Raw genomic sequence first — 22,767 nt, 5'->3', positions numbered from 1 at the left:
GATGACGGCGATTCCGCGCGCCCGCGAACTGGGCGATCGCATGGTGGCGATGCGCGACGGCGTGCATCTGGCGACGGACATCTATCTGCCAGAGGGGGAGGGGCCGTTCCCGGTGCTGCTGGAGCGCACGCCTTATGACAAGCGCGGCACCAACCACGGCGATTTCACCGCCGACAGCCGCGAGACGCGCTCCAAGCCGGAGATTGCGCGCTGGTTCGCACAGGCGGGCTATGCCTTCGTGTTGCAGGATTGCCGTGGCCGCTTCCGCTCGGAAGGCGTGTTCACCAAATATCTCCGCGAGGCGGAGGACGGGGCGGATACATTGGAATGGCTGCTCGCCCAGCCGTGGTGCGACGGGCGTATCGGTACGCTCGGCCTGTCCTATGGCGCGCATGTCCAGAACGCGCTGGCTTGCCTCGATCCGCCGGGGCTGGCGGCGATGTTCCTCGATTCCGGGGGCTTTTCGAGCGCCTATCACGGCGGCGCGCGGCAGGGCGGAGCGTTCGAGCTGAAACAGCTCACCTGGGCGCGCAAACACGCATTGCAGTCCCCCGAAACCGCCGCCGATCCGGCGCGGCGCGCGGCGCTGGAGCGCGAGACGATCGAGGAATGGATCAGCCGCCGCTGGCGCATCGGCCATTCGCCGCTGACCGCCGCGCCCGAATATGAAGCCTATATCGTCGAGCAGTGGGACAATGACCGGCTGACCGATTTCTGGAAGCAGCGCGGCATCTATGCGCTCGACAGCTACGATGATTATGCCGACGTGCCGGCGGTGCACATGTCGAGCTGGTACGATCCCTATTCGCAGACCGCGATCGACAATTTCACCGGGCTCGCGCCGACCAAGCGCGGGCCGATCAAGCTCGTGCTCGGGCCGTGGACCCATGGCCAGCGATCGGTAACCTATTCGGGCGACGCGGATTTCGGCGCCGCAGCGACGCTCGATGGGAATGCCGGGCCGGATTATTTCACGCTTAGGCGCGACTGGTTCGACCGGCATATGCTGGGCCGCGCGGATGCGCCCGAGCATCTGCCCGCGCCGGTCCGCATCTTCGTGATGGGCGGCGGCAGCGGACGGCGCACGCCGGAGGGGCGGCTCGACCATGGCGGCCGCTGGCGCGATGAACAAGAATGGCCGCCGGCGCGCGCGCGCGACGTGGCGATGTTCATGCATCGAGATGGCATCTTGCGCATGGTGCCGCCGGACGTCGGTGCGCCGCCGCTCTGCTATGATTTCGATCCAGCCGATCCAGTGCCGACGATCGGCGGCGCGATCGCGTCCGGCGCGCCGGTGATGTTCGCCGGCGGATACGACCAGCGCGAGACGCCCGAACTGTTCGGCGCGCGCCATCCCGGCCGCGCGCTCGCTGCGCGTGAAGATGTACTGGTTTTCGAAACCGCGCCGCTGGCGCGCGATACGGAGGTGACGGGCAGTATCGTCGCGCATCTTCACGTCAGCTCAACCGCTGTGGATACCGATTTCACGATCAAGCTGGTCGACGTCTATCCGGCGAACGAGGATTATCCTGAGGGCTATGCGCTCAACCTCGCACATGGCATTCTGCGCGCGCGTTTCCGCAATTCGTTCGAACATCCGCAGCCGTTGGAGCCCGGGAAGGTCCATGCCGTCACCATCCGCGCGTTTCCGACCAGTAACCTGTTCCGCGCCGGTCATCGCATTCGCGTCGAGGTGTCGAGCAGCAACTTTCCGCATTTCGACGTCAATCCGAACAGCGACTGGCGCGTGCCTGACGCGCCGGCGCAGATCGCGCGCAACAGCATCTACGTCGATCGCAATTATCCGTCTCGCATCGTCCTGCCGATCATGCCCGACGCGGAGGGGTGAGCGATGAGGCCGGAGGAGCGCCGGCCACTCGCTACGCTGGGGGTGCGTGCGCTCGAAACGCTGGCGGAAGTGATGCGGACTGGCTCGGCCACCGCTGCCGCTGCCAATCTCGGCATGACCCAGCCGGGGGTCAGCCGCACGCTGGCGCAGCTTGAGCGCGCGATCGGCTTCGATCTTTTCTACCGCGATCGTGGCAAATTGGTGCCGACGAAGGACGGCCGGCTGCTCGCGGAGGAAATCGAGTTCGCGCTGGCCGGGTTGCAGCGCGTGTCGAACCTCGCCGCCGATATTGCCAATTCGGCCGCAGGCGAGTTGAGCGTCGTCGCACCGCCCAGCTTTTCCGAAGGCGTGCTGCCGATGATCGTCGCCAATTTCCTGCAAAAACACCCCGGCGTTCGCTTCAACCTCGATACGCGCAGCCTGGAGACGAGCCGGGCGATGATCGCCACCCGCGTCGTCGATTGCGGCTTCATGAAGATGCCCATTGCGGGCGACGATATGCATTGCGAACCGCTGGTATCAAGCGATTCGGCGTGCGTGTTGCCCGCGCACCACCCGCTTGCGGCGCATGAGGCGCTGACGCCGGATCTGCTGCGCGACGAGCCGCTGATCCTGCTCGGTTCGGGGCGGCAATGGCGCATCCAGGTCGATCAGGCGTTCGCCGGCTATAACCTGTACCCGATGGTGGCGGTGGAGACGCACACCCACGGTTCAGCTTGTGCGCTTGCTGCGCGCGGCGTGGGGATCGCGCTCGTCAATCGGCTGCTTGCTCGAAGCTATGTCCGCGACGGTTTGGTGATGCGCACTTTCTTGCCATCGATCACGCACCAATATGCCTTCGTCACATCCGTCAATCGGCGCGGGTCGCGATTGGTATCCGCCTTTTTAGAGGAAGCCAGGGCCGTGCTTTCGAAAAACACGGCCATGGACTGATTATTCCGGTTCAAGAACTGGTCGCTACACGAACAAACCTACCGCGGCCATTGGGAATGGCCAGGCTCTGGTCGAACGACCGGGATTGCGAAGGATGCCAGGTGTGAATCGGCCTCAGCGCTGGACACCGATCGGCACGAATAACCCCTCGAATTCAACGATCGTTAGGAGGGTGGAGTCCGATACACACTTCGCATCCACCTTCGCGTCCCCAGAAGGGGCGGTTCGTCGCTGATATCTGGGGGGAATGGTGCTGCCGGTGAGGATTGAACTCACGACCTCAGCCTTACCAACGCGGAGCAGCCTCTTTTTCGTCGACGGTCGTTCGTATCCGAGTGCAAAATAATATAATAAAATCATTTGTTTACTATAATTGTGGCCATCCTTTATATATCCGATTGTAGCCGTCCATTCGATTTCGGATGGATGCGAATTGGATTTGCATGTTCCAGATTGCCCACGAATTTCGAGACCGGTAGCAGATGTGGCGGACGTATTGGAGACCAGGATAGTTGAACCGAGACGTTTGACGAAGCGCATGATCGATGTCTGTGCGCCAGTGAAAGGGCGGGCGGTCTTCCTCTGGGACGGAGAGCTGCGTGGCTTCGGATGTAAGGTCGAGGGCGCCGGCACGAAATCCTTCGTCCTTCAATATCGCAATGCCGAACGCGGAAAGCGGCGTTTGGTCATAGGGCGCTACGGCGTGGTGACTCTCGAGCAGGCGCGGGACGATGCCCGGATCAAGCTTGGGCAGATCGCCAAGGGCGAGGATCCCGCCGACATCAAACAGGCGTCCAAAATGGCCTGACCGTGGGCGCCGTGTGCGACTGGTATCTGACTGAGGCCGAAGCCGGCCGGCTGCTGGGTCGGAAGCGTCAGCCCATCAAAGCATCGACGCTCTATATGGATCGCAGCCGCGTCGAGACGCACATCCGGCCCCTGCTCGGCAGCCGATTCGTCGCCGCGCTGATTTTGGCGGACATCGAGAAGATGCAGACCGATATTGCCGCCGGGAAGACCGCGAAGCCGCGTGGCGAAGGTCGCGGGCGCGCGACCGCTGGCGGTAAGGGCGCGGCCTCGCGCTCGGTGACAACCCTGCACAGCATCTTCGCGCATGCGATGCGGCACGGTTTGATCGAGAGCAATCCGGCAACCGGCGTACGCAAATTCCCCGACCAGAAAAAGACGCGCCGCTTGAGCCGGGCCGAAATTTTTGAGTTGAACCAGGCGCTTAGGGAGTTCGAGCCGGTCGGGCATCCGGTCGGGCATCCGGTCGGGTTGGCGATCGTTCGCCTGCTTGTGAATCGGCTTCGAGATTGGGCGCCGATCGGCACGAATAGTCTATCGAATTCAATGATCGTTGCGGGTCAAGATTGGGATCCGATTCACACGTGGGCTCGCAGGACAGTGTCGGCAGTGCTCCGTTGAAGCGCGCATTCCCGGACGAAGAAATCCAGAAGCGCCCGAACCGAAGGCAGGAGCCCCCGGCGTGACGGAAATACTGCGTGCACGATGCCAGCCGGCGGTCGCCAATCCGGCAGTATGTGAACCAGGCGCCCTGCCTGGATATCCGGCCAGATCAGCAAAGTCGGGAGTTGTACGATCCCCAGCCCTTCGATCGCGGCTGCGCGCAACGTCGCCATATCGTCGGTGACGATGCGCGGTGAGTACGGAACGCTTGCCTTCTGGCCATCGGCACTTTCAAGTTCCCATCGATAATCGGATCGCGCCGGGCCTAGATCGAGGCTGGGAAAGGCGTTCAGGTCAACCGGCGATTTGACGGGGCCTGAGACAAGTTCGGGGCTTGCGACCAGGCATTGCCGGCTGTCGTCAAGTTTACGCATGACCAGGCCGGTATCGTCGAGGGGTGGGAAGCGGACGCGGATCGCGAGATCGAACCCTTCCGCAATCACGTCGACGGGCCGATTGAAGGTCTTGAGATGCACCTCGACAGCCGGGTTCGCCTTCACGAAGCGGGCGATCAAGCCGCTGAACTGGAATTGCAGAAGGCCAACCGGGCAGGCCATTCTGATCACTCCACGCGGCTCAGCCTGAAGTTCGGCGATGGCCCGCTCGGCCGCGTCGGCCTCGACCAGCATGGCGACGCAGTGACGATAGAACTCCTGGCCAACCTCGGTAACGGAGAAGCGGCGCGAAGAGCGGTTGAGCAGACGAACACCGAGCCGGTCCTCCAGCCCCCCGATCCGCCTGCTGAGCTTTGACTTCTGAAGGCCGGTCGCGCGGGCGGCGGGAGCAAAACCCCCATGATCCACGATCTGGACGAAGTAATAGAGGTCGTTCAGATCCTTCACCGTTCTATCAATAGAACGCTGCGTCCGAGATCACAATCTTTCGGACCCAGCGATGCAGGAGCACGTTCCTCGCAAGTCAGGAGCGGCTCGCCTGGAGTCGTTCCCCCAGGAGATGAACGATGAACAAGACAATCCTCGGCCGCTACGGCAATGAGCGCGGGCATTGGGTAGGCGATGGTTTCCCTGTCCGCTCGCTCTTTTCCTATAATTCACTCGATCGGCACATCAGCCCCTTCCTGCTGCTTGATTATGCGGGGCCGCATTATTTCGCGCCCACGACCGATCGGCGCGGCGTCGGCCAGCATCCGCATCGCGGGTTCGAGACGGTCACCATCGTCTATGACGGCGAGGTCGAGCACAAGGATTCGGCGGGCAATGGCGGCGTCATTGGCCCCGGCGATGTCCAGTGGATGACGGCCGCCCGCGGCCTCCTCCACGAGGAATATCATTCGGCCGCCTTTGCGAAGACCGGTGGCCCGTTCAAGATGATGCAGCTCTGGGTCAATCTGCCTGCAAAGGACAAGATGGCGCCCAGCGGCTATCAGGGCATCACCAATGCTGACATTCCGGTGGTCGAACTCGCCAACGGTTCCGGGGTGGCGCGCGTGATCGCCGGGGACTTCGGCGGCGTCAAAGGTCCAGCCAAGACCTTCACGCCGATCAATGTCTGGGACCTGCGGCTTACCCGCGACGCGGACATGACACTGTCATTGCCTGAAGGGCATACGGCGATGCTGGTGGTCCTCGGCGGGAAGCTGACCGTCGAGGGCAAGCAGGACGTCGGCGAGGCGGAAATGCTGATGCTGAGCCGCGAGGGCAGCGAGGTGCATCTGCGCGCCGATGGGGACACGACCATATTGGTCCTGACTGGCGAGCCGATCGATGAGCCTGTCGTCGGCTATGGCCCGTTCGTGATGAACACCGAAGCGGAAATCCGCCAGGCGATAGACGACGTCAACACCGGCAGGTTCGTACAGGCTGCTTGACCGAGGGCCCGGCTCCTTTCCACCAGGGAGCCGGGCTTGTTGGGGCTCTACGCCTCACGTCCATGTCGAGCGGGGCGATATCGTCGCAGGACAGTCGATTTCAGAACCAAGGGAATGCCGAAACCATGACGATCGAACGCATCATCGACAAGCGCGAACGCGATCTGGGCGGCGGCTTCGTCGTCGGACGGGTTTTGCCCTTCCACGCACGACGGATGGTCGGGCCATTCATCTTCTTCGACCATCTGGGGCCGCTCGAACTGGCGCCAGGCATCCCGCGCGAACTGGATGTGCGCCCCCATCCGCATATCGGCCTTTCGACCGTGACCTATCTCTATTCGGGCCGGATCACCCATCGCGACAGCCTGGGTTCCGAGCAGGAAATCCGCCCCGGCGAGGTCAACTGGATGGTCGCGGGCAGCGGTATCACGCACAGCGAGCGGCTTGAATATGCGCGCGCCAACGGTGCCAACATGCACGGCATACAGGCCTGGGTGGCGCTGCCCGTCGATGCGGAGGAAAGCGATCCCAGCTTCCACCACCATGAAGGGGCTGACCTGCCCGAATGGGAAGAGCATGGCGTCAAGGGGCGGTTGATCGCGGGCAAGGCCGATGGCCTTTCATCGAACGTGAAGGTACATTCCCCGCTCTTCTATCAGCACTGGGATATGCAGGCCGGTGCACGCCGCAGCGTCACCACCGCTTATCCCGAACGCGCGGTCTATTGCGCCGCTGAACGAATCGAGGTCGGCGGAACGGCGCTGGGCGCAGGGCAGATGGCGGTCCTGAACGGGCGCGACGGCGCTGATGTCGTCGCGAACCAGCCCTCCACGGTGATGGTGCTGGGTGGTGAGCCGATCGGGGAGCGCTTCCTGCTGTGGAACTTCGTTTCCTCCAGCAAGGAACGGCTCGAACAGGCCAAGGAGGATTGGAAAGCCGGGCGCATGAAATTGCCCGACGCCGACCATGCCGAATTCATCCCGTTCCCGGAGGGCGGGAAATGAGAGCTGCCGTTCTCGAAGCCATCGGGACGTCACCAATCTGCCGAGAGTTTCAGGAACCCGATGTTCGGGCGGGCGAGACACTCGTCCACGTCCGCGCGGCGGCCGTGAAGCAACTCGAACGGCTGATCGCATCGGGCAAGCATTATTCCAGCCCGACATCGCTGCCGATCGTGCCCGGGCTGGATGGTGTCGGCCACCTCGACACCGGCGAGCGCGTCTATTTCATGGCGCAGCGCCGCCCCTTTGGCGCGATGGCTGAGCGCGCGCCCGCGAGCCTGACCGTGCCGGTGCCCGATGCGCTAGATGACGCAACCGCAGCGGCGGTAGTCAACCCTGGACTAGCAGGTTGGCTGCCGCTGGTAGAGCGGGGCCGGATGGGGGCGGGTGAGACCGTCCTTATCCTCGGCGCCACGGGCACTTCGGGTCGCATGGCGGTGGCCATCGCGCGACATCTGGGCGCGGGCCGGATCGTTGCATGTGGGCGCAGGCAGCCCGTGCTCGACGCGCTGGGCGCGGATGCGACGATCAATCTTGACGCTTCCGAAGCACAGATTTCAGGCGCCTTCGCGCGGGAAGTCGAACGTGGTGTGGGAGTCGTCGTTGATTATCTCTGGGGCCGCCCCGCGGAACTTCTGATTGGCGCGATCGCCCGGCCGGACCTCCACAGTAGCGCGGAGGATGCGGCCATTCGTTTCGTGACGGTGGGCGCGATGGCTGGGCCTGACATAGCCTTGCCGTCCAACGCGCTGCGTGGATCGCGCCTCGAACTGATCGGTAGCGGCACCGGCAACTTCCCGCATGGCGAGACGATGCGTCGCGCGATCGCGGCGGTGCTCGATCTTGCTCGCGCGGGAGACCTGCCGGTTGATGCCCACGCCGTGCCGCTGGAGAATATCGCGGAGGCTTGGGCCGTGCCGGAAAACCCGGATACACGGGTGGTCGTAACCGTCTGATCAGCAGGAACGAGGGAGGTGCAGCTATGGCCGACGTGACGATTACCAAGGAAGATGACGGCCGCCACGGCCGCTACGTGGCCCGGGTCGCCGGGATCGTTGATGAAGCCGAGCTGACCTTCACCCATCGCGGCCCTGGCCTCATCAGCGCGGATCATACCGGCGCGCCCGAGAGCATGCGGGGCACGGGCGCAGCGGCGGCGCTGGTTGACTTCCTCATCGCCGATGCACGGGACAGCGGGTTCCGCATCATTCCGCTATGCCCCTATGTCCGCGCGCGATACGAGAAATACCCGGCCTGGCAGGATGTGATGACCGTCGGCCCCGGCGAGAAACCGAGCATCCCCGTCAGGCCACAGGCGTGATCCGCCTGCTTGGCATTTCGGGAAGTTTGCGGGCAGGCTCGTTCAACACCGCCCTGCTACGCAACGCAGCCGAGTTGATGCCGGCGGGTGTATCGCTTGAGATTCGCACGCTGCACGGCATCCCGCTCTACAATGCGGACGAGGAGGCGGCGAACGGCCCACCCGACGCTGTGATCGATCTGAAAGAGGCGATCGCCTCAGCCGATGGCGTCATTCTGGCGACGCCTGAATATAACAACGGGATACCCGGCGTGTTCAAGAACGCGATCGATTGGGCCTCGCGCCCGCCGGGCGACATCGCGCGGGTGTTCGGCGGGCGACATTTTGCGATCCTCGGCGCATCGCCGGGCGGGTTCGGCACCGTGTTGGCGCAAAATCACTGGTTGCCGGTCTTACGTACGCTCGGCGTGAACCTGTGGACCGGCGGTCGGATGCTTGTCTCGCGGGCATCCGGGGTGTTCGACGAGAATGGCGCGATTGGCGACCCCGCCGTCCGCAACCAGCTAGAGACGTTTCTTGCTGGCTACACCAGCTTCATTCGGCAAAAGGATAACTGAAACGGTGGTGCAGCAAACCATGGCAAATGTTTCCGATGCTCAGGGCAGTCCCCTCGCCGTCACCATCGAGGTATCTGGCCATCATATCTTCGGGGATGAACCCGTAGCCAAGGGCGGAAAGAATTTTGGTCCGTCGCCCTACGATCTTCTCACCGCGGCGTTGGGCGAATGCACGGCCATTACCGTTCGTTGGTATGCCATGCGCGAAGGCTGCCCGAGCAGCGCCGTCGCGTTCCACTCGCGTGCCTTCGCCCCGAATCCGTCAGGGCCGACCTCGCGCAGGCTGAGCATGACGTGCGCGTGGGGTTTCGCCTCGCCATCGGTGCTGACGTCCCAATGCACATTGAGATCGGCGACCATGCCGCGTGTCACAAATTCACGGGCCACGAACTCGCGGGCGAGCGCGATGCCCTGCTCCTTCGTCATCTCGCGGGGAATGGCGAACTCCACCTCGCGGGCGAGCTGCGCGTCCTTGCGTTTTTCGGTCGCCTCGACCTCGTTCCACAGCGCCTCCCGGTCGCGCATCCGCTCAGGCGCGCCCTCGGGGAGCATGATCTCCGAGTGGACGACACCCGCTTTGTTGGTGAAGTCATGATCGCGCCCGAGCCGCTCGTCATGGAGCCGTGAGGCCGAGCGATAGGCAGCCGCAGCGCCCGCGCTCCGGCCCGCGGCGCGCGAGATGATCTTTGCCGAGAAATGGTAGATCGCCATGACGGCAAACCATTTACGCCACAGGCCGCGCTGTCGGAACGACGTATAAGCGCGCCCTTCTACGCTGGACTACGATGAGGGATGTGAGCCCATTGAACCGGGCCACGGGCGAGCCAGATCGCGGGCATCGACAGCAGACACGGAGATGCGAAGTGCGCAAGGTCCGGGATTTCGACGCCGAATTGAAGGCGCTCAGCGAGCGCGCTAAACTGCTGCAACAGCGCAAGGTCCAGCAGTTCGGTGAGCTGGTCGAGGCGACGGGGACCGACGCGCTCGATCCCGATGTGCTCGCCGGCGCGCTGCTGGCAGCGGTCGCCGAGAAGGACATGGCGACGATCGCCGCCTGGGGGAAAAAGGGCGCGCAATTCTTTCATGACACGAGCCGGAAATCCTCGCGCCGCGCTCGTGGCGGCGGCGAGGGCGGTGCGGCAGTTACGCCAGGCGCGGAACAGGCTTGATGCGGCGCGGGTGTGAATCGGATTTCAATTTTGATCCTCAACCATCGTTGAATTCGTAGGATTATCCGCGTCGATCGGCGCCCGATATCGAAGCCGATTCACAGGCCGGGCTATGATTGCGGGGTGGTCGTTTGCTCATCTCTACTCCTGTCACGCGGCCTTCCTGGCCGCCGGCAGGCAGAAAATCCACTTAGCCCCGTGTGCAGTTTTGCAAGGCCACCTCTCTTATGCTGATTGACTTCCGCGCTATCTTGATTGGCCCGCTACATGTAAATTCGTTGCTCATTGGGCAGATCACCATATGAGGGTCGCGTGCCGCATACCCGCTCCGCTATTTTCAGGATTGACTGTCGATAGAAGCAAACCGAGAGGCGGTATTCAATGGGCGCGTGGGCATACCGCAAAGGGTTGCACGATCTCGGGAATGGTGTCTGGGCCTATCTTCAACCCGATGGCGGATGGGGATGGAGCAATAGCGGGTTCATTGCGAGCGGCGGCGAGAATTTGCTTGTCGACACATTGTTCGATCTGCCTCTCACTGCGGAGATGTTGCGGATCCTGCGCGCGTCAATTCCGGGCGCGGATCGGATCGGTGCGATCATCAATACGCACAACAATGGCGATCACACGTTCGGAAACCAGCTTGTAGAAGGCGCGCGCATCATCGCTACGCGGTCGGTCGCCGAGGGAATGGAGTATGAAAGCCCGGATCGGTTGCTTCAGGTGCTCGCCGATCCTGACGCGCTCGGCGACGGCGGGCGTTTCATGGCCGAGATTTTCGGTCGGTTCGATTTCACTGGGATCAAGCTGCCTCCCGCCACGGACCTGTTCGAGGGCACGCTGGACCTGAAAGTCGGCGATAAGGATGTCAGACTGGTCGATGTGGGGCCGGCACACACGGCCAGCGATCTGCTGGTGCACGTCCCCGGTGATAAGCTCGTCTACACCGGCGACATCATGTTTCATCAGGGACATATCGTGATCTGGGCTGGTCCGATCACCAACTGGATTCGCGCGTGCGATCTGATCCTCAGCTGGGATGTCGAGACGATCGTTCCCGGTCACGGGCCTATCGCCAGCCGCGAGGACGTGCGCAACTTCCGCGAATATCTCCAGTATCTGCACGATGAGGCGCGCGCGCGCTACGATGCGGGGATGTCGTTCCAGGAAGCCGCGTTCGATATCCGCTTCGGCAAATTCGATCATTTCGGTGATGCCGAGCGGACGGTGATTAACGTCCATGTGCTATACGGCGAGTTCGCCGGAGAGCGCCCCGTCGTGCAACCGGGTGAAATCTGGAACTTGATGGCGCGCTACGCGAAGGAGCGGCAGGCGCGGAACGGATGCGCTGGGTGCAGCGATCCGGCTCACCGGCATTGAGGGGCGCGCGATGAAGCTCGTCACCTTCGCCTATGCCGACGGGCGGCACCACATCGGGGCGCTGCGCGCTGGTGAGCGGGAGATCGTCGACTTCACCGCCAGCGGCGAGGCGATGTTCGCCGACATGTTGTCGCTTATCGACGGCCACGATGCCGCGCTCGATCGGGCACATGTGCTGTTGCGGCGGGCAGAGGCGGTGGTCGAGGCCCGCGCTGTGGGCCTGCTCTCGCCAGTTCCGGAGCCGCGGTCGATCCTCGATTGCCTATGCTTCGAAGAGCATCTGATGAACGCGGGCCGCTACGCCCATGTCGTCACGAATGGGCCGCCGCTGGTGAACAAGGCTGATGGGCCGCCGCCGATCTATCGCGAACTTCCGGTATATTACAAAGGCAATCGCTTCAGCGTCGTTGGCGCGAACGCTGATATTGTTTGCCCGCGCTACAGCCGCTTTCTGGACTATGAGTTGGAATTTGGTGTCTTTCTCGGGCGTCGCGGGCGCAACTGGACCGTTGATGAAGCCGAGGACGCGATTTTCGGTTATGCGATCTTCAACGACGTCACCGCCCGTGACCGGCAGATGCGCGAGATGCGCGGGATGCTTGGCCCGGCCAAAGGGAAGGATTTCGATACCGGCAATGTGATCGGCCCGTGGCTGGTTACGAAGGATGAAGTGCCGGTCGGACGCGGTTTGCGGATGCGTGCGTGGATCAATGGCGATCTCGTGACTGACGGAAGCAGCGCGGCGATGATGCACAGCTTCCCCGAAATTATCGCTTATGCCTCCGAGGATGAGACCCGGCAGCCGGGAGAGTTCATCGGCTCCGGTACGGTGGGCGGCGGCTGCGCATTGGAGCACGGCCGTTTCCTCCAGCGTGGCGACATTCTGGAACTGGAGGTCGAGGGGCTGGGCCGACAGCGCAATCGCATTGTGTTTCAGGATACTGCCGCGTGAACGAACTGACCGGACGGATCGCGCTGGTGACCGGCGCAAGCCGGGGTATCGGTGAGGCGACGGCAGAGCGGCTGGCGTCGGCTGGCGCAACGGTGATCGTGGCGGCGCGAACCGTCGGCGATATCGGCGTGCCGGTGCCGGATACGTTGGCCTGGACGGCCGCGCAGATACGCGCCCGAGGCGGCGATGCGCATGCGTTCGTGGTCGATCTGGCGGATCCTGCTTCCCGCGCAGCTTTCATGGACGAGGTGCTAGAGCGGTTTGGTCGGGTTGACCTGCTCGTCAACAATGCCGGCATCGCGGGGCTTGGCGCGCGTAGCTGGGAAACGCCGGAGAAGCACTTCCGGCGCGTATACGAGGTCGATGTCTTCGCGCCGCGCGATCTGATGATGTGGGCTGTGCCGGGAATGATGGCGCGCGGTTACGGCCGGATCGTCAATGTTTCTTCGACCGTGGCGGACCGCGCTGCGCCTAATCCGGAGGGGCCGCCGTTTCTCGATTTTCACCGCAACGCCGGTGTGTCGGCCTATTGCTCGGCTAAGAGCGCGCTCAATTTGTTTACACGCGCGGTCGCGGCAGAGGTGCATGGCAGCGGTGTATCGGCGAATGTGGTTTCGCCGGTCAATTCGGTGCTGACGCGCGGAACGCGAGAGCTGATGGCACGCGGTGTGGTGAAGGCAGAGCGAGTGCAGGCGCCCGAAGATCCGGAAACCATGGCGGAGGCGATCCTTGCATTATGCCTTGCCGATCCGGAAGCGGTGAACGGGCGGACGACCTATAGTGGGCAGTTTCTCGCCGAGATCGGGCGCGAGGTGCGTGGCCGTGATGGCGGAGTGTTTACGGGGACTGTTGCCGTCCAATCGGTCAGATACTGAACGGGACGATGCGGCGCGGTATGATCCTCGATCATCTGACGGTGTTGTCCGCGCGCCCGCTCGATCTCGTCGCGGCGGCCAGCGAGGCCGGATTCGACGGGGTCGGGCTGTTTCTGCGCGGCATGCACGAAGTGGCCGGGATGCCCGATTTCGATCTGACTGCCGATGTTGTCTCGAGGCGTGATTGCCGGCGAGCAGCGGCGGATGCAGGATGCCGGATCGCGGTGGCCTATCCCTTCACGGTGACGGGCGCATCGCGGCCGGACGACTTCCTTCCTGCGCTCGACGCCGCAGCGGAGATCAGGACGGAAAGTATCAATATCCTGGCGTATGACAGTGAAACCGCGCGTTGCGGAGAGGCGATCGCGTCGCTTTGCGCCGCTGCTGCTGCGCGGGGATTGTCGGCCGCGATCGAATTCTTTCCGATTTCTGCGATCAGGTCATTGGACGATGCGATCCGGCTGTGCGAAGCCGTTGATAAGGGGTTGAAGGTCAACGTCGACCTGCTGCATCTCGCGCGTTCCGGGAGCGATATCGCGCAAGTGCGTACGCACCGCGATCTTATATCCCTGGTGCAGCTTTGCGACGCACCGCATGCCGCGCCGGCCGATTTGTTCGCCGAAGCGTCGCATCAACGCCTGCTGCCCGGAGATGGTGAACTCGATTGCCTCGCGCTGATCGAGGCGTGCGGCGATGACGTGCAGATGAGCATTGAAGCTCCGACGGCAGATGCTGTCGACCTTCACCCAGTGGTTGTGGCGAAACGGGCTTACGCTGCCGCGGATCGACTGTTTCGATGCGACCTCCCTCTGTCCTCCCCCATAGCCCGGAGTATGTCATGAGCGATCTTGTCGCGCCCTATCCCAAGAATCATGTCTACGAGACGGATGAGCCGGTCCGCTATGAAGTGGATGGCGCCGTCGCGCACATCATCATGAACCGGCCCAAATACAATAACGCCCAGAACAATCAGATGACCTATGCGCTGGATGACGCGTTCCGCCGGGCGGTGGACGACGACGCTATACGCGCAATCGTGCTACGCGGCGAAGGCAAGCATTTCTCCGCGGGCCACGACATCGGAACGCCGGGGCGCGATCTTGGCGCGTCGTGGGAGAGGCGTCATCTCTTTGCGGATCATGTCAATAAGCCCGGCGCGGAATTCCTCTATACGCGGGAGCAGGAAGTTTATCTCGGCATGTGCCGGCGGTGGCGGGAAATTCCCAAGCCGACCATCGCGGCGGTCCAAGGTGCGTGTATTGCGGGCGGGCTGATGTTGGCATGGGTATGCGATCTGATCATCGCGACCGACGACGCATTCTTCCAGGACCCCGTCGGGCGCATGGGTATTCCGGGGGTCGAATATTTCGCGCACGGCTTTGAATTGCCGCCGCGGGTGGCAAAGGAATTCATCCTGCTTGGAGAGCGTATGCCCGCGGCGCGGGCATACAATTTCGGTATGGTCAACCGGCTGTCGACCCGACAAACGCTACTCGCCGACGTGAAGGCAATTGCGGATGAACTGGCGAGCCGCAACCGGCTCGGCAACTGGCTGACCAAACAGGCGCTCAATCACGTCGAGGATTTGCGCGGCAAGCGCACCGCGATGGATGCGGTGTTCCATATGCATCATTTCGCCCATGCACAGAGCGATCTCGTCAACGCAAACAATCTTGGCGGGATGGATGCCAAGTCGATGGCGGCGGCGAACAAGAAGCAGGTGGGGGAAGCGTGAGTGGTGCGCTGAACACGCCCCTTACGGAACGGCTCGGTTGTCGCGCGCCGGTGATCCAGACCGCGATGGGCTGGGTGGCGGAGCCGAGCCTCGTCATCGCGAGTTCGGAGGCGGGGGCGTTCGGCTTTCTCGGTTGCGCGGTGATGACGCCGGATGAGGTGGCAGCAAAGATCAGGACGGTTCGCGACGGCACGGCAAAGCCGTTCGGTGTGAACTTCCACAGCTTCCAGCCCGGCGCCGACCGGATTGTCGACCTGATCCTGGCGAACAGGGATCAGGTTCGCGCCGTGAGCTTCGGGCGTGGTCCGAACGCCGGGATGATTGCCCGCTTCCGGGACGCCGGCATCCTTTGCATCCCAACGGTAGGGGCGGTGAAACATGCGGTGAAGATGGCCGAGCTTGGCGTTGACATGGTGACGGTACAAGGCGCTGAGGGCGGCGGACATACCGGCGCAGTGCCGACCACGGTGCTGCTGCCGCAGGTGTTGGATGCGGTGAAGGTGCCGGTGATCGCGGCAGGCGGCTTTGCCGACGGACGCGGGCTGGCCGCCGCGCTTGCCTATGGTGCCGTGGGGATCGCGATGGGAACACGCTTTTTGCTCACGCGGGAAAGCCCTGTCCCGGCGATCAGCAAGCAGGTCTATCTGCGCGCGGGAACCGATGACATTTACGTCACCACCCGACTCGATGGCGTGCCCCAACGGATGGTCCGCACCGCTCTGATGGACCGGATCGAGCGTTCCGGAACGATCGGCATGTGGTTGCGTGCACTGGAGGCAGGGCTGGCGATGAAGCGGCAGACTGGCGCGTCCTGGGGCGAGTTGCTGCGCTCCGCGCGCGCGATGACCGCGCACGGGGCCATGCCGCTGCGCCAAGCGATGATGGCGGCGACCATGCCGACTCTGATCCGGAAGGCGGTGGTCGACGGGGACGTTGACCACGGGGTCATGGCTACCGGAATCGTGGCTGGTCGCCTCGACGCCTTGCCGAGTTGCCGGGAATTGATCGACGAAATCCTTACCGAGGCGCAAGGGCGGATCGACGCCCTGTGCGTGGCGAACTGACTGGAAGGCAGAAAACCGATGCGTGAAGCCGCCATTGTTTCCACCGCGCGCACTGGCGTGGCCAAGGCCTATCGTGGTGCGTTCAACGATACCGAGGCGCCGGTCTTGTCGGCGCACGTCGTGAATGCCGCAATCGAGCGCGCGGGCATTGATCCCGCACGGGTCGATGATGTCTATCTGGGGGTCGGGAATCACTGGAGCACGCAAAGCTACAATCTCGGGCGGTTGACGGTGCATGGCTCGGTACTGCCGAATACCACCGGCGGCTTCACCATGGACCGCAAGTGCTCGTCCGGGCTGAACGCGCTTGCGTTCGCCGCGCGGACGATCATGGCGGATGAGGTCGATGTAGCCGTGGCGGGCGGGATGGAGAGTATCTCGCTCACCATCAACAAGCATGCGCCCGCCTGGCGCAACCGTTCCGCCTTCGTGAAGCAGCATGATCCTTATGCCTATATGGCGATGATCGAAACAGCAGAGATCGTTGCCGATCGCTATCGCGTCTCGCGCGAGGATCAGGACCGCTTCGCCGCGCTCAGTCAGCAGCGCGCCGCAGCGGCACAGGAGGCCGGGCGGTTTGCCGGCGAGATCGTGCCGATCACGGTCGACAAAGCCTTGTTCGACAAGGAGGGCAACCGGACCGGCACGGAAACCGTGATGCTGGCGAGCGACGAAGGCATCCGGCCCGGCACCACCTATGAGGCGCTTGCGGCGCTGAAACCGGTTTTCCGCGACGGACTGGTGGTGAAGGACGGGAATCACGTCACCGCCGGCAACGCCAGCCAGCTGTCAGACGGCGCATCGGCGCAGGTGGTGATGGATCTGGCGACCGCGCAGAAGGAAGGGCTGCCGATTCTGGGCATCTACCGTGGTTTTCAGGTCGCGGGGTGCGGCGCGGACGAGATGGGGATTGGGCCGGTCTTCGCGATTCCCAAGCTGCTCGACCGGTGCGGGGTGAAGATCGAGGATATCGGCCTGTTCGAGATCAATGAGGCGTTCGCCAGCCAGGCGCTCTATTGCCAACGCGCACTCGGCATCGATCCGGAGAAGCTGAACGTCAACGGCGGCGGGATCGCTATCGGTCATCCGTTCGGCATGACGGGCAGTCGCCTTGTCGGCCATGCGCTGATCGAGGGGAAGCGGCGCGGCGTTCGCTATGTCGTCGTCTCGATGTGCGTTGCGGGCGGCATGGGGGCGGCCGGCCTGTTCGAGGTCGCATGATGGCGATCGAAGGCGAAGAAGACGTGTGGCCGGAAACGATCGTGGCGGCTGCTGCTGCGGCGGCCGAACGCTGGCCTGTCGCGCCCGCGTTGATCGAAAACGGCGTGACGAAGACGTTCGCCGAATTGTGGCGCGAAACGCGCGCGGCGGCCTCCGCCTTTCTTGCGCGCGGAGTTAAGCCAGGGGATCGGGTCGCGATCTGGGCGCCCAACATCGGCGCGTGGATTCTCGCGGCGCTTGGGGCACAAGCATGCGGCGCGGTGCTGATTCCGCTCAACACTCGCTACAAGGGCGAGGAAACCGGGGAGATATTGCGTCGCGCCCGCGTGATCATGCTATTCACGATGCGCGATTTCCTGGGCACGGACTATCGCGCGCTGTTGAACGGCCAGTCGCTGCCGGATCTGCGTGAGACGGTGACGTTTGAGGATTGGGAGGCTTTCGTCGCTTCTGGCAATGGGGCGGACGATCGCGCGGTCGATGCGGCGCTGACGGATCGTCACGGCGACGAGTTGTCGGATATCATCTTCACCTCGGGGACGACCGGTGCGCCCAAGGGCGTGATGACGGTTCATGCGCAGGTGACGCGCATCTTCGGGGATTGGGCGGTGCGCGTGGATCTGCGTGAGGGAGATCGCCACCTGATCGTCAATCCGTTCTCCCACACCTTTGGTTATAAGGCGGGATGGGTGGCTTGCCTGTTGCGCGGCGCGGCGGTGGTCCCCCAGGCGGTGTTCGATGAGGCGGAGACCGCCCGGCTCATCAGGGCGCACAAGATCACGTTCATCCCCGGGCCGCCGGCGATCTATCAATCACTGCTGCTTGCCCGGCAGAACTCGGAAACTGCCGATTTCTCCTCGCTGCGCGTCGCGGTTACTGGCGGCGCACCGGTGCCCGAAGTGCTGGTCGAGCGGATGAGGGGCGAGCTGGGGATGCGCAATGTTGTCAACGGCTACGGCATGACCGAACATGGCGTGATCACGATGACACGACAGGGCGACGCGCCCGAGGTTGTGGCCACGACATGCGGCTTTCCCTTGCCGGGTGTAGAATTGCGCATCGTCGATGATGAAGGCTGGGATCGCCCGGTTGGCGCGACCGGCGAGATACTGGTGCGGAGCCACGGCGTGATGCGCGGCTATCTCGACGATCCGGAGGCGACGGCAAGGGCGGTAGATGGCGATGGCTGGCTGCATACCGGCGATATCGGCGCCCTGGATGACAACGGTTATCTGAAAATCACTGATCGCAAGAAGGACATGTTCATTTCGGGTGGCTTCAATTGCTATCCGGCGGAAATCGAAGCTCTGCTGTCGCGCCATCCGGCGGTAGAGATGGCGGCGGTGATCGGCATGCCGGATGAACGGATGGGGGAGGTGGGCAAGGCGTTCATCGTCCTGCGGCCGGGGATACGGATTTCGCCGGAAGAAATCCGTGCCTGGGCGCGCGATTTCATGTCGAACTATAAGGTGCCGCGCTCGATCGAGATCGTCGCGTCGCTCCCGCGCAACGCGGCGGGCAAGGTGCTGCGCGCCGTGCTTCGCGGCGAAGCCGGAGGGTAATCAACGATCGTAGAAGCCGGGAGAATGATCGACCCGCAAGCGCGACAGGCGGCGCCAGGCGATCAGCCATCGGTCATTCACCCGGCGATAGTGTTCGTGATAATGGCCATAGCCGTGCAGCCATTCCTCGCGCCTGCCTTGGCTCCACCAGAGATGATCCTCCATCGGCCAGATGCCGGTGGCTTCATCGTTCGAGAGGAATTCGATCTCCGGTGTATGGGCGTGGTGGACTGAGGTGATCGGGGCCGGCCCACCGGTCATGAACTGTTCGATTGCCGCCGCGATCGCCTGCGCGCCGGCGATCGGCGCGGTTCCCCGCGAATAGGTTTCGGTGATCGCATCCTCGGTATGAAGGTCCGCGTATAGATGCCACTGGCCGGTATCCATGTAGCGGAGCCGACGGGCGAACAGTGTCTTTATCTCCTCGATCGCGAGCAGCTTCGCACAATCGTTCATCCTTCACTCCCGAAATGCGCGCGCAGTGCCTTTTTGTCGGGCTTGCCCAGCCCGGTGCGGGGGAGTGTATCGACCAGATGGAGATGCTTTGGCGCATGAAGCGCGCCTTTGTGTTCGCGAACAGCCGCGATCAACGCTTCCGGGTCGATTGTCGCGCCGGCGTGGGGAACGACCACTGCCGTCACCGCCTCGCCCCATTTCGGATGCGGCGTGCCGATCACCGCCGCGTCGGCGACGCCTGGTTCGGCCGTCAGCACATCCTCGATCTCACGCGGATAGACGTTGAATCCCCCGGTGACGATCATGTCCTTCTTGCGATCGACGATGCGCAGAAATCCGTCGGCGGTGCGGATCGCTACGTCGCCGGTGTGCAGCCAGCCGTGCGCGAACGCCTCCGCGGTTTCGTCGGGCCGGTTCAGGTAGCCAGTCATCACCATCGGCCCGCGCACGCAGATTTCGCCCGGCTGGCCGTCAACGACGGCGCGCCCCTCATCGTCGAGCAGCGCCACCTGATTCCACGGCGTCGGGCGCCCGCAGCTGCCCAGCCGTCCAGGAATCGCGGGATCGTGATCCTCCCGGCGCAACAGCGCGATCGACATCGGTGCTTCAGCCTGACCATAGAATTGGAAAAATACCGGGCCGAATGCGCGGATCGCCTCTTCCAGCCGGGGCGGGCTGATCGACGATGCGCCGTAATAGATCACCTCCAGGCTGGAAGTGTCGCTGGTGACGCGTGCCGGATGATCGAGCAGCGCATAGATCATCGCCGGGACGAGCAGGATCGCCGTGACGCGGAATCGCTCGATTGCCGCGAGCACGGCTCCCGGTTCGAAACCTGGCAGCACGATCAGCGACCCGCCCCGCAGCAGAGCTGGCATCAGCGCCGAGCCGCCCGCGTGGCTAAGCGGCGAACAGACGAGCTGGCGCAATTCGCCGGGCCAATCCCACTCCATCAACATGATCTGGAGCATGGTCATCGTGTAACGCTGCGATCCCATGATCGCTTTGGGGCGGCCGGTGGTGCCGCCCGAATAAGTCAGCCGGATGATCGCATCGGGATCGGCCGGAGGAGCGACGAGCGGCGCATCGGGATATAAGCCGGCGAGGGTGATCAGATTCTCGCCCGGCCCTGGCCCGAATGCGAGCAAGCGCAGGCCCGGCCGTTGCTCGCCTAGCGCCTCCGCGACGTGGGAGAAGCCGTGCGGATCGAAGATCAGCGCGGCAAGGTCGGCGTCATTGGCGATATAGGTAAGGTCGTCCAGTGCGGCCATCGGGTGCAGTGCGACGAGGCAGAGATCGGTGAAGGCGATCGCCGCCTGCACGTATAGCACCTCGACTCGATTGCGCGCGATCAGCCCGACACGGGCGCCTCGATCGAGTTTCAAGGCATTGAGTGCTGCGGCATAGCCGACGATGTTCGCGCGAAAATCACGCGCGCTGATCGTCGCGCCGCCGTCCGCGAACTGCACGACCGGACGATCGAGATCATGCGACAGCGCGTGCAGAATGACATCAGCCGGGCCGGTGAAGGCTGTAACGCCGCTGTTCATGAAAGTAGGTGGACATGGCCGGCCGAGCCCATCGCGCGGCGCGCCCGATCCGCGAGTGCCGCAGGCAGCGGAATGTCGATTGCGAGCAACTGCTGTCCCATCCCTTTGGCGTTGGGATCGAAGCGCATGCCGGATGTCTGCCCGCCGCCTAGCGCATCGAACACGATGAGATTGATGCAGTGGAAACCCGGTGCGTCATAACGCTCCACCCGGGGAGGCTGGCCATTCGATGTAGTGTGGCTGAACCAGTCGGCGATCCGGTGCTCGGTCAGTGCGGCGGAGAGGTAGGGCAGATAAACAGGGTCGCGTGCGATGACGCCGATATTGAACATGTCAGCCTTATCGCCGCTTCGTGCCCAGGCGAGCGCGATCAGCGGCAACGTATCATCGCAAGTATCGGGATCGGCGGCGGGGAAGCGTGGCCGCGCGAGCGTCGCGGAATCGAATCCTCCACCGGAGGTGATCGGAACCGGTGTTGGCGCGCCATTGTCGATGGAGAGCGAGATCGGCACTTTCGCTTTGTCGAGCAGAAAGCTGTACAGCGCCAACACCGGAGCCACAGTCGCCGGTCCAAGCCCGGTCGATCCCTGTGCCATCGTGGTCATCACGCTTCGCCCTTCATCGGCGATAAGCTCCGCGCCGGCGCGATCGGCGTGGCGCGCGACGATGCGGCACACCACCTCGCGGGAGTCATGGCGCGTCGTGCGTCCGGCGAGGCTCGCCTCGCTGCCCAGCACATCGACGCGGATATCCGCGAAATCAGCCAGATTACGATCCCGTAACATCAAGCGACAACGACGCACCAGCGCGTCCCCCATGTGGGCGGCGCGTTCAGCCGCATCGAACCCGGTTACGGCGAACAGCGCGGTCGCGCGCCAGCCGTCTTTGAAGGTTGCCGCGACTTTGTAACTGGCAGTCGGTGCGCGCCCGCCGATTCCGCTGACGTCTACGCGGTCCGGGCTGACCTGACGCACGATGGCGGTCGAAAAGTCACATGCGACGTCGGGTACCAAATAGGCTTCGACATCCTGCACCTCGTAGATCAGTTGCTCGCTGACCGTGCCGACGCTGACCAGCCCGCCGCTTCCGGCCGGCTTGGTCAGGACGAAGCCGCCATCGGCGCGGCACTCGGCGATTGGATAGCCGGGCGTGGCCCAATCCGGCACCTGCCGCCAGTCGGTGAACGTGCCACCCGTCGCCTGCGCCCCGCACTCCAGCAGATGGCCGGCGGCGGTGCCGCCGGCGAGAGCGTCATAATCTTCCGCTGACCAGCCGAATTCATGGATCAGCGGGCCGAGCGTCAGCGCACTGTCCACATTGCGGCCGGTGACGACGATATTTGCACCGCGTGCGAGCGCATGCGCAATCGGGAAAGCACCGAGATAGGCGTTGATGCTGGTGATGTCGTCCGGGAGTGGTTTGCCCGAATAGAATTCGCGCGGATCGAGCGCCCGTATCTCGTCGATGCGCGGGCGCAGATCGTCGCCGGTCACCACGGCGATGCGCGGGTATTGCCCGATGGCCTGCGCCGCGCGGCGGATCGCCGCCGCCTGACCGTGCGGATTGAGGCCGCCGGCGTTCGTAATGACCTTGATCCCGCGATCAAGGATCGTGGCGAGATGCGGTCCTAAATGGATATCGACCAGGTGCGGGGAGAAGCCCGAACCTGGCTCGCGTTCCTCGTCGGCCGCCAGCCAGGCCATAATACCTTCGGCCAGATATTCGAAGATTACATAGTCCAAATCGCCGCCGCCAGAGAGCAGCTGCGCGATTCCGAGCGCGGAATCGTTGACGAAGCCGGCACCGCTCCCGATCCGGATGATTCGATCCGACATGGTGCGGTG

Annotated in this window: 22 protein-coding genes and 1 pseudogene; 18 read left to right on the top strand and 5 right to left on the bottom strand. The window is 63.5% G+C overall.

Going from position 1 to position 22,767, the window contains the following annotated elements; genetic code table 11:
• Position 1: 1 nt before the first annotated feature.
• The 4 genes from Q0316_RS07605 (at position 2) to Q0316_RS07590 (ending at position 4,210) form a co-directional block, all read left to right on the top strand.
• On the top strand, positions 2-1,849 hold the full coding sequence (locus Q0316_RS07605; RefSeq protein ID WP_298671002.1) for a CocE/NonD family hydrolase: 1,848 nt from the start codon (positions 2-4) through the stop codon (positions 1,847-1,849).
• Between the two features lie 3 nt (positions 1,850-1,852).
• The gene (locus Q0316_RS07600) at positions 1,853-2,782 is read left to right on the top strand and encodes a LysR substrate-binding domain-containing protein (protein ID WP_298671000.1); all 930 of its coding nucleotides are present in this window, start codon (positions 1,853-1,855) and stop codon (positions 2,780-2,782) included.
• A 538-nt stretch (positions 2,783-3,320) separates the two neighbouring features.
• Entirely contained in the window at positions 3,321-3,590 is a 270-nt protein-coding gene (locus tag Q0316_RS07595; protein ID WP_298670998.1) for an Arm DNA-binding domain-containing protein, read from the top strand.
• 11 nt (positions 3,591-3,601) lie between these two features.
• Positions 3,602-4,210 (top strand): hypothetical protein, encoded by a 609-nt coding sequence (locus Q0316_RS07590; protein WP_298670996.1) that lies wholly within the window; start codon positions 3,602-3,604, stop codon positions 4,208-4,210.
• On the opposite strand, the gene Q0316_RS07585 is transcribed toward Q0316_RS07590, so the two are convergent.
• Positions 4,168-5,094 (bottom strand): LysR substrate-binding domain-containing protein, encoded by a 927-nt coding sequence (locus Q0316_RS07585; protein ID WP_298670995.1) that lies wholly within the window; start codon positions 5,092-5,094, stop codon positions 4,168-4,170. The two genes, Q0316_RS07590 and Q0316_RS07585, sit on opposite strands and share 43 nt — an antisense overlap.
• Before the next feature lie 119 nt (positions 5,095-5,213).
• Here Q0316_RS07585 and Q0316_RS07580 point away from each other — a divergent pair, with 119 nt between their 5' ends.
• The 5 genes from Q0316_RS07580 (at position 5,214) to Q0316_RS07560 (ending at position 8,959) form a co-directional block, all read left to right on the top strand.
• Positions 5,214-6,080: a pirin family protein gene (locus Q0316_RS07580; protein ID WP_298670993.1), complete on the top strand. Its 867-nt coding sequence runs from the start codon at positions 5,214-5,216 to the stop codon at positions 6,078-6,080.
• A 125-nt stretch (positions 6,081-6,205) separates the two neighbouring features.
• A complete protein-coding gene (locus Q0316_RS07575) occupies positions 6,206-7,084 on the top strand; it encodes a pirin family protein (RefSeq protein ID WP_298670992.1) in 879 nt (292 codons plus the stop codon).
• Entirely contained in the window at positions 7,081-8,037 is a 957-nt protein-coding gene (locus Q0316_RS07570) for a zinc-binding alcohol dehydrogenase family protein (RefSeq protein ID WP_298670990.1), read from the top strand. Before Q0316_RS07575 ends, Q0316_RS07570 begins: the two co-directional genes overlap by 4 nt.
• A 26-nt stretch (positions 8,038-8,063) precedes the next feature.
• Positions 8,064-8,402, top strand: a complete 339-nt coding sequence (locus Q0316_RS07565) for a GNAT family N-acetyltransferase (protein WP_298670988.1) — start codon at positions 8,064-8,066, stop codon at positions 8,400-8,402.
• Positions 8,399-8,959 carry an NADPH-dependent FMN reductase gene (locus Q0316_RS07560; RefSeq protein ID WP_298670987.1) on the top strand — a complete coding sequence of 187 codons (561 nt, stop codon included), beginning with the start codon at positions 8,399-8,401 and terminating at the stop codon, positions 8,957-8,959. The genes Q0316_RS07565 and Q0316_RS07560 overlap by 4 nt, the downstream gene beginning before the upstream one ends.
• A 210-nt stretch (positions 8,960-9,169) precedes the next feature.
• Here Q0316_RS07560 and mobQ read toward each other — a convergent pair.
• A pseudogene (mobQ, locus tag Q0316_RS07555) lies at positions 9,170-9,670 on the bottom strand (MobQ family relaxase); the annotation flags it as partial.
• Between the two features lie 152 nt (positions 9,671-9,822).
• Here mobQ and traD point away from each other — a divergent pair.
• The 9 genes from traD to Q0316_RS07510 all read left to right on the top strand — a co-directional run bounded on the left by traD (position 9,823) and on the right by Q0316_RS07510 (position 18,917).
• Positions 9,823-10,128 (top strand): conjugal transfer protein TraD, encoded by a 306-nt coding sequence (gene traD / locus Q0316_RS07550; protein WP_298670985.1) that lies wholly within the window; start codon positions 9,823-9,825, stop codon positions 10,126-10,128.
• A 381-nt stretch (positions 10,129-10,509) separates the two neighbouring features.
• A complete protein-coding gene (locus tag Q0316_RS07545) occupies positions 10,510-11,508 on the top strand; it encodes an MBL fold metallo-hydrolase (RefSeq protein WP_298670983.1) in 999 nt (332 codons plus the stop codon).
• A gap of 10 nt (positions 11,509-11,518) precedes the next feature.
• Positions 11,519-12,460, top strand: a complete 942-nt coding sequence (locus tag Q0316_RS07540) for a fumarylacetoacetate hydrolase family protein (protein ID WP_298670982.1) — start codon at positions 11,519-11,521, stop codon at positions 12,458-12,460.
• Entirely contained in the window at positions 12,457-13,335 is an 879-nt protein-coding gene (locus Q0316_RS07535; RefSeq protein WP_298670981.1) for an SDR family NAD(P)-dependent oxidoreductase, read from the top strand. Before Q0316_RS07540 ends, Q0316_RS07535 begins: the two co-directional genes overlap by 4 nt.
• A gap of 20 nt (positions 13,336-13,355) precedes the next feature.
• Complete coding sequence (locus tag Q0316_RS07530) at positions 13,356-14,177, top strand: TIM barrel protein (RefSeq protein WP_298670980.1); 822 nt, start codon at positions 13,356-13,358, stop codon at positions 14,175-14,177.
• Complete coding sequence (locus tag Q0316_RS07525) at positions 14,174-15,070, top strand: enoyl-CoA hydratase (RefSeq protein WP_298670978.1); 897 nt, start codon at positions 14,174-14,176, stop codon at positions 15,068-15,070. The genes Q0316_RS07530 and Q0316_RS07525 overlap by 4 nt, the downstream gene beginning before the upstream one ends.
• Positions 15,067-16,134 (top strand): nitronate monooxygenase, encoded by a 1,068-nt coding sequence (locus Q0316_RS07520; protein WP_298670976.1) that lies wholly within the window; start codon positions 15,067-15,069, stop codon positions 16,132-16,134. The genes Q0316_RS07525 and Q0316_RS07520 overlap by 4 nt, the downstream gene beginning before the upstream one ends.
• Before the next feature lie 18 nt (positions 16,135-16,152).
• The gene (locus Q0316_RS07515; protein WP_298670975.1) at positions 16,153-17,355 is read left to right on the top strand and encodes an acetyl-CoA C-acyltransferase; all 1,203 of its coding nucleotides are present in this window, start codon (positions 16,153-16,155) and stop codon (positions 17,353-17,355) included.
• Positions 17,352-18,917: a FadD3 family acyl-CoA ligase gene (locus tag Q0316_RS07510; protein ID WP_298670973.1), complete on the top strand. Its 1,566-nt coding sequence runs from the start codon at positions 17,352-17,354 to the stop codon at positions 18,915-18,917. Before Q0316_RS07515 ends, Q0316_RS07510 begins: the two co-directional genes overlap by 4 nt.
• Here the strand turns inward: Q0316_RS07510 and Q0316_RS07505 are convergent, their stop codons facing one another.
• From Q0316_RS07505 to Q0316_RS07495, 3 genes are read right to left on the bottom strand one after another with little or no spacing between them, the layout of a single operon-like run.
• Entirely contained in the window at positions 18,918-19,373 is a 456-nt protein-coding gene (locus Q0316_RS07505; protein WP_298670971.1) for a nuclear transport factor 2 family protein, read from the bottom strand.
• Complete coding sequence (locus Q0316_RS07500; RefSeq protein WP_298670970.1) at positions 19,370-20,923, bottom strand: AMP-binding protein; 1,554 nt, start codon at positions 20,921-20,923, stop codon at positions 19,370-19,372. The genes Q0316_RS07505 and Q0316_RS07500 overlap by 4 nt, the downstream gene beginning before the upstream one ends.
• Entirely contained in the window at positions 20,920-22,758 is a 1,839-nt protein-coding gene (locus Q0316_RS07495; protein ID WP_298671021.1) for an acyclic terpene utilization AtuA family protein, read from the bottom strand. The genes Q0316_RS07500 and Q0316_RS07495 overlap by 4 nt, the downstream gene beginning before the upstream one ends.
• Positions 22,759-22,767 lie beyond the last annotated feature (9 nt).

Source organism: uncultured Sphingomonas sp. (genome assembly GCF_937871615.1).
Classification (GTDB): Bacteria; Pseudomonadota; Alphaproteobacteria; order Sphingomonadales; family Sphingomonadaceae; genus Sphingomonas.
This window is presented reverse-complemented; position numbering and strand designations above follow the sequence as displayed.

Coding starts and splice junctions, on each gene's coding strand:
- Q0316_RS07605 (WP_298671002.1), top strand. CDS start 2: ATGACGGCGATTCCGCGCGCCCGCGAACTGGGCGATCGCATGGTGGCG.
- Q0316_RS07600 (WP_298671000.1), top strand. CDS start 1,853: ATGAGGCCGGAGGAGCGCCGGCCACTCGCTACGCTGGGGGTGCGTGCG.
- Q0316_RS07595 (WP_298670998.1), top strand. CDS start 3,321: ATGATCGATGTCTGTGCGCCAGTGAAAGGGCGGGCGGTCTTCCTCTGG.
- Q0316_RS07580 (WP_298670993.1), top strand. CDS start 5,214: ATGAACAAGACAATCCTCGGCCGCTACGGCAATGAGCGCGGGCATTGG.
- Q0316_RS07575 (WP_298670992.1), top strand. CDS start 6,206: ATGACGATCGAACGCATCATCGACAAGCGCGAACGCGATCTGGGCGGC.
- Q0316_RS07570 (WP_298670990.1), top strand. CDS start 7,081: ATGAGAGCTGCCGTTCTCGAAGCCATCGGGACGTCACCAATCTGCCGA.
- Q0316_RS07565 (WP_298670988.1), top strand. CDS start 8,064: ATGGCCGACGTGACGATTACCAAGGAAGATGACGGCCGCCACGGCCGC.
- Q0316_RS07545 (WP_298670983.1), top strand. CDS start 10,510: ATGGGCGCGTGGGCATACCGCAAAGGGTTGCACGATCTCGGGAATGGT.
- Q0316_RS07540 (WP_298670982.1), top strand. CDS start 11,519: ATGAAGCTCGTCACCTTCGCCTATGCCGACGGGCGGCACCACATCGGG.
- Q0316_RS07530 (WP_298670980.1), top strand. CDS start 13,356: ATGATCCTCGATCATCTGACGGTGTTGTCCGCGCGCCCGCTCGATCTC.
- Q0316_RS07525 (WP_298670978.1), top strand. CDS start 14,174: ATGAGCGATCTTGTCGCGCCCTATCCCAAGAATCATGTCTACGAGACG.
- Q0316_RS07515 (WP_298670975.1), top strand. CDS start 16,153: ATGCGTGAAGCCGCCATTGTTTCCACCGCGCGCACTGGCGTGGCCAAG.
- Q0316_RS07510 (WP_298670973.1), top strand. CDS start 17,352: ATGATGGCGATCGAAGGCGAAGAAGACGTGTGGCCGGAAACGATCGTG.
- Q0316_RS07505 (WP_298670971.1), bottom strand. CDS start 19,373: ATGAACGATTGTGCGAAGCTGCTCGCGATCGAGGAGATAAAGACACTG.
- Q0316_RS07500 (WP_298670970.1), bottom strand. CDS start 20,923: ATGAACAGCGGCGTTACAGCCTTCACCGGCCCGGCTGATGTCATTCTG.
- Q0316_RS07495 (WP_298671021.1), bottom strand. CDS start 22,758: ATGTCGGATCGAATCATCCGGATCGGGAGCGGTGCCGGCTTCGTCAAC.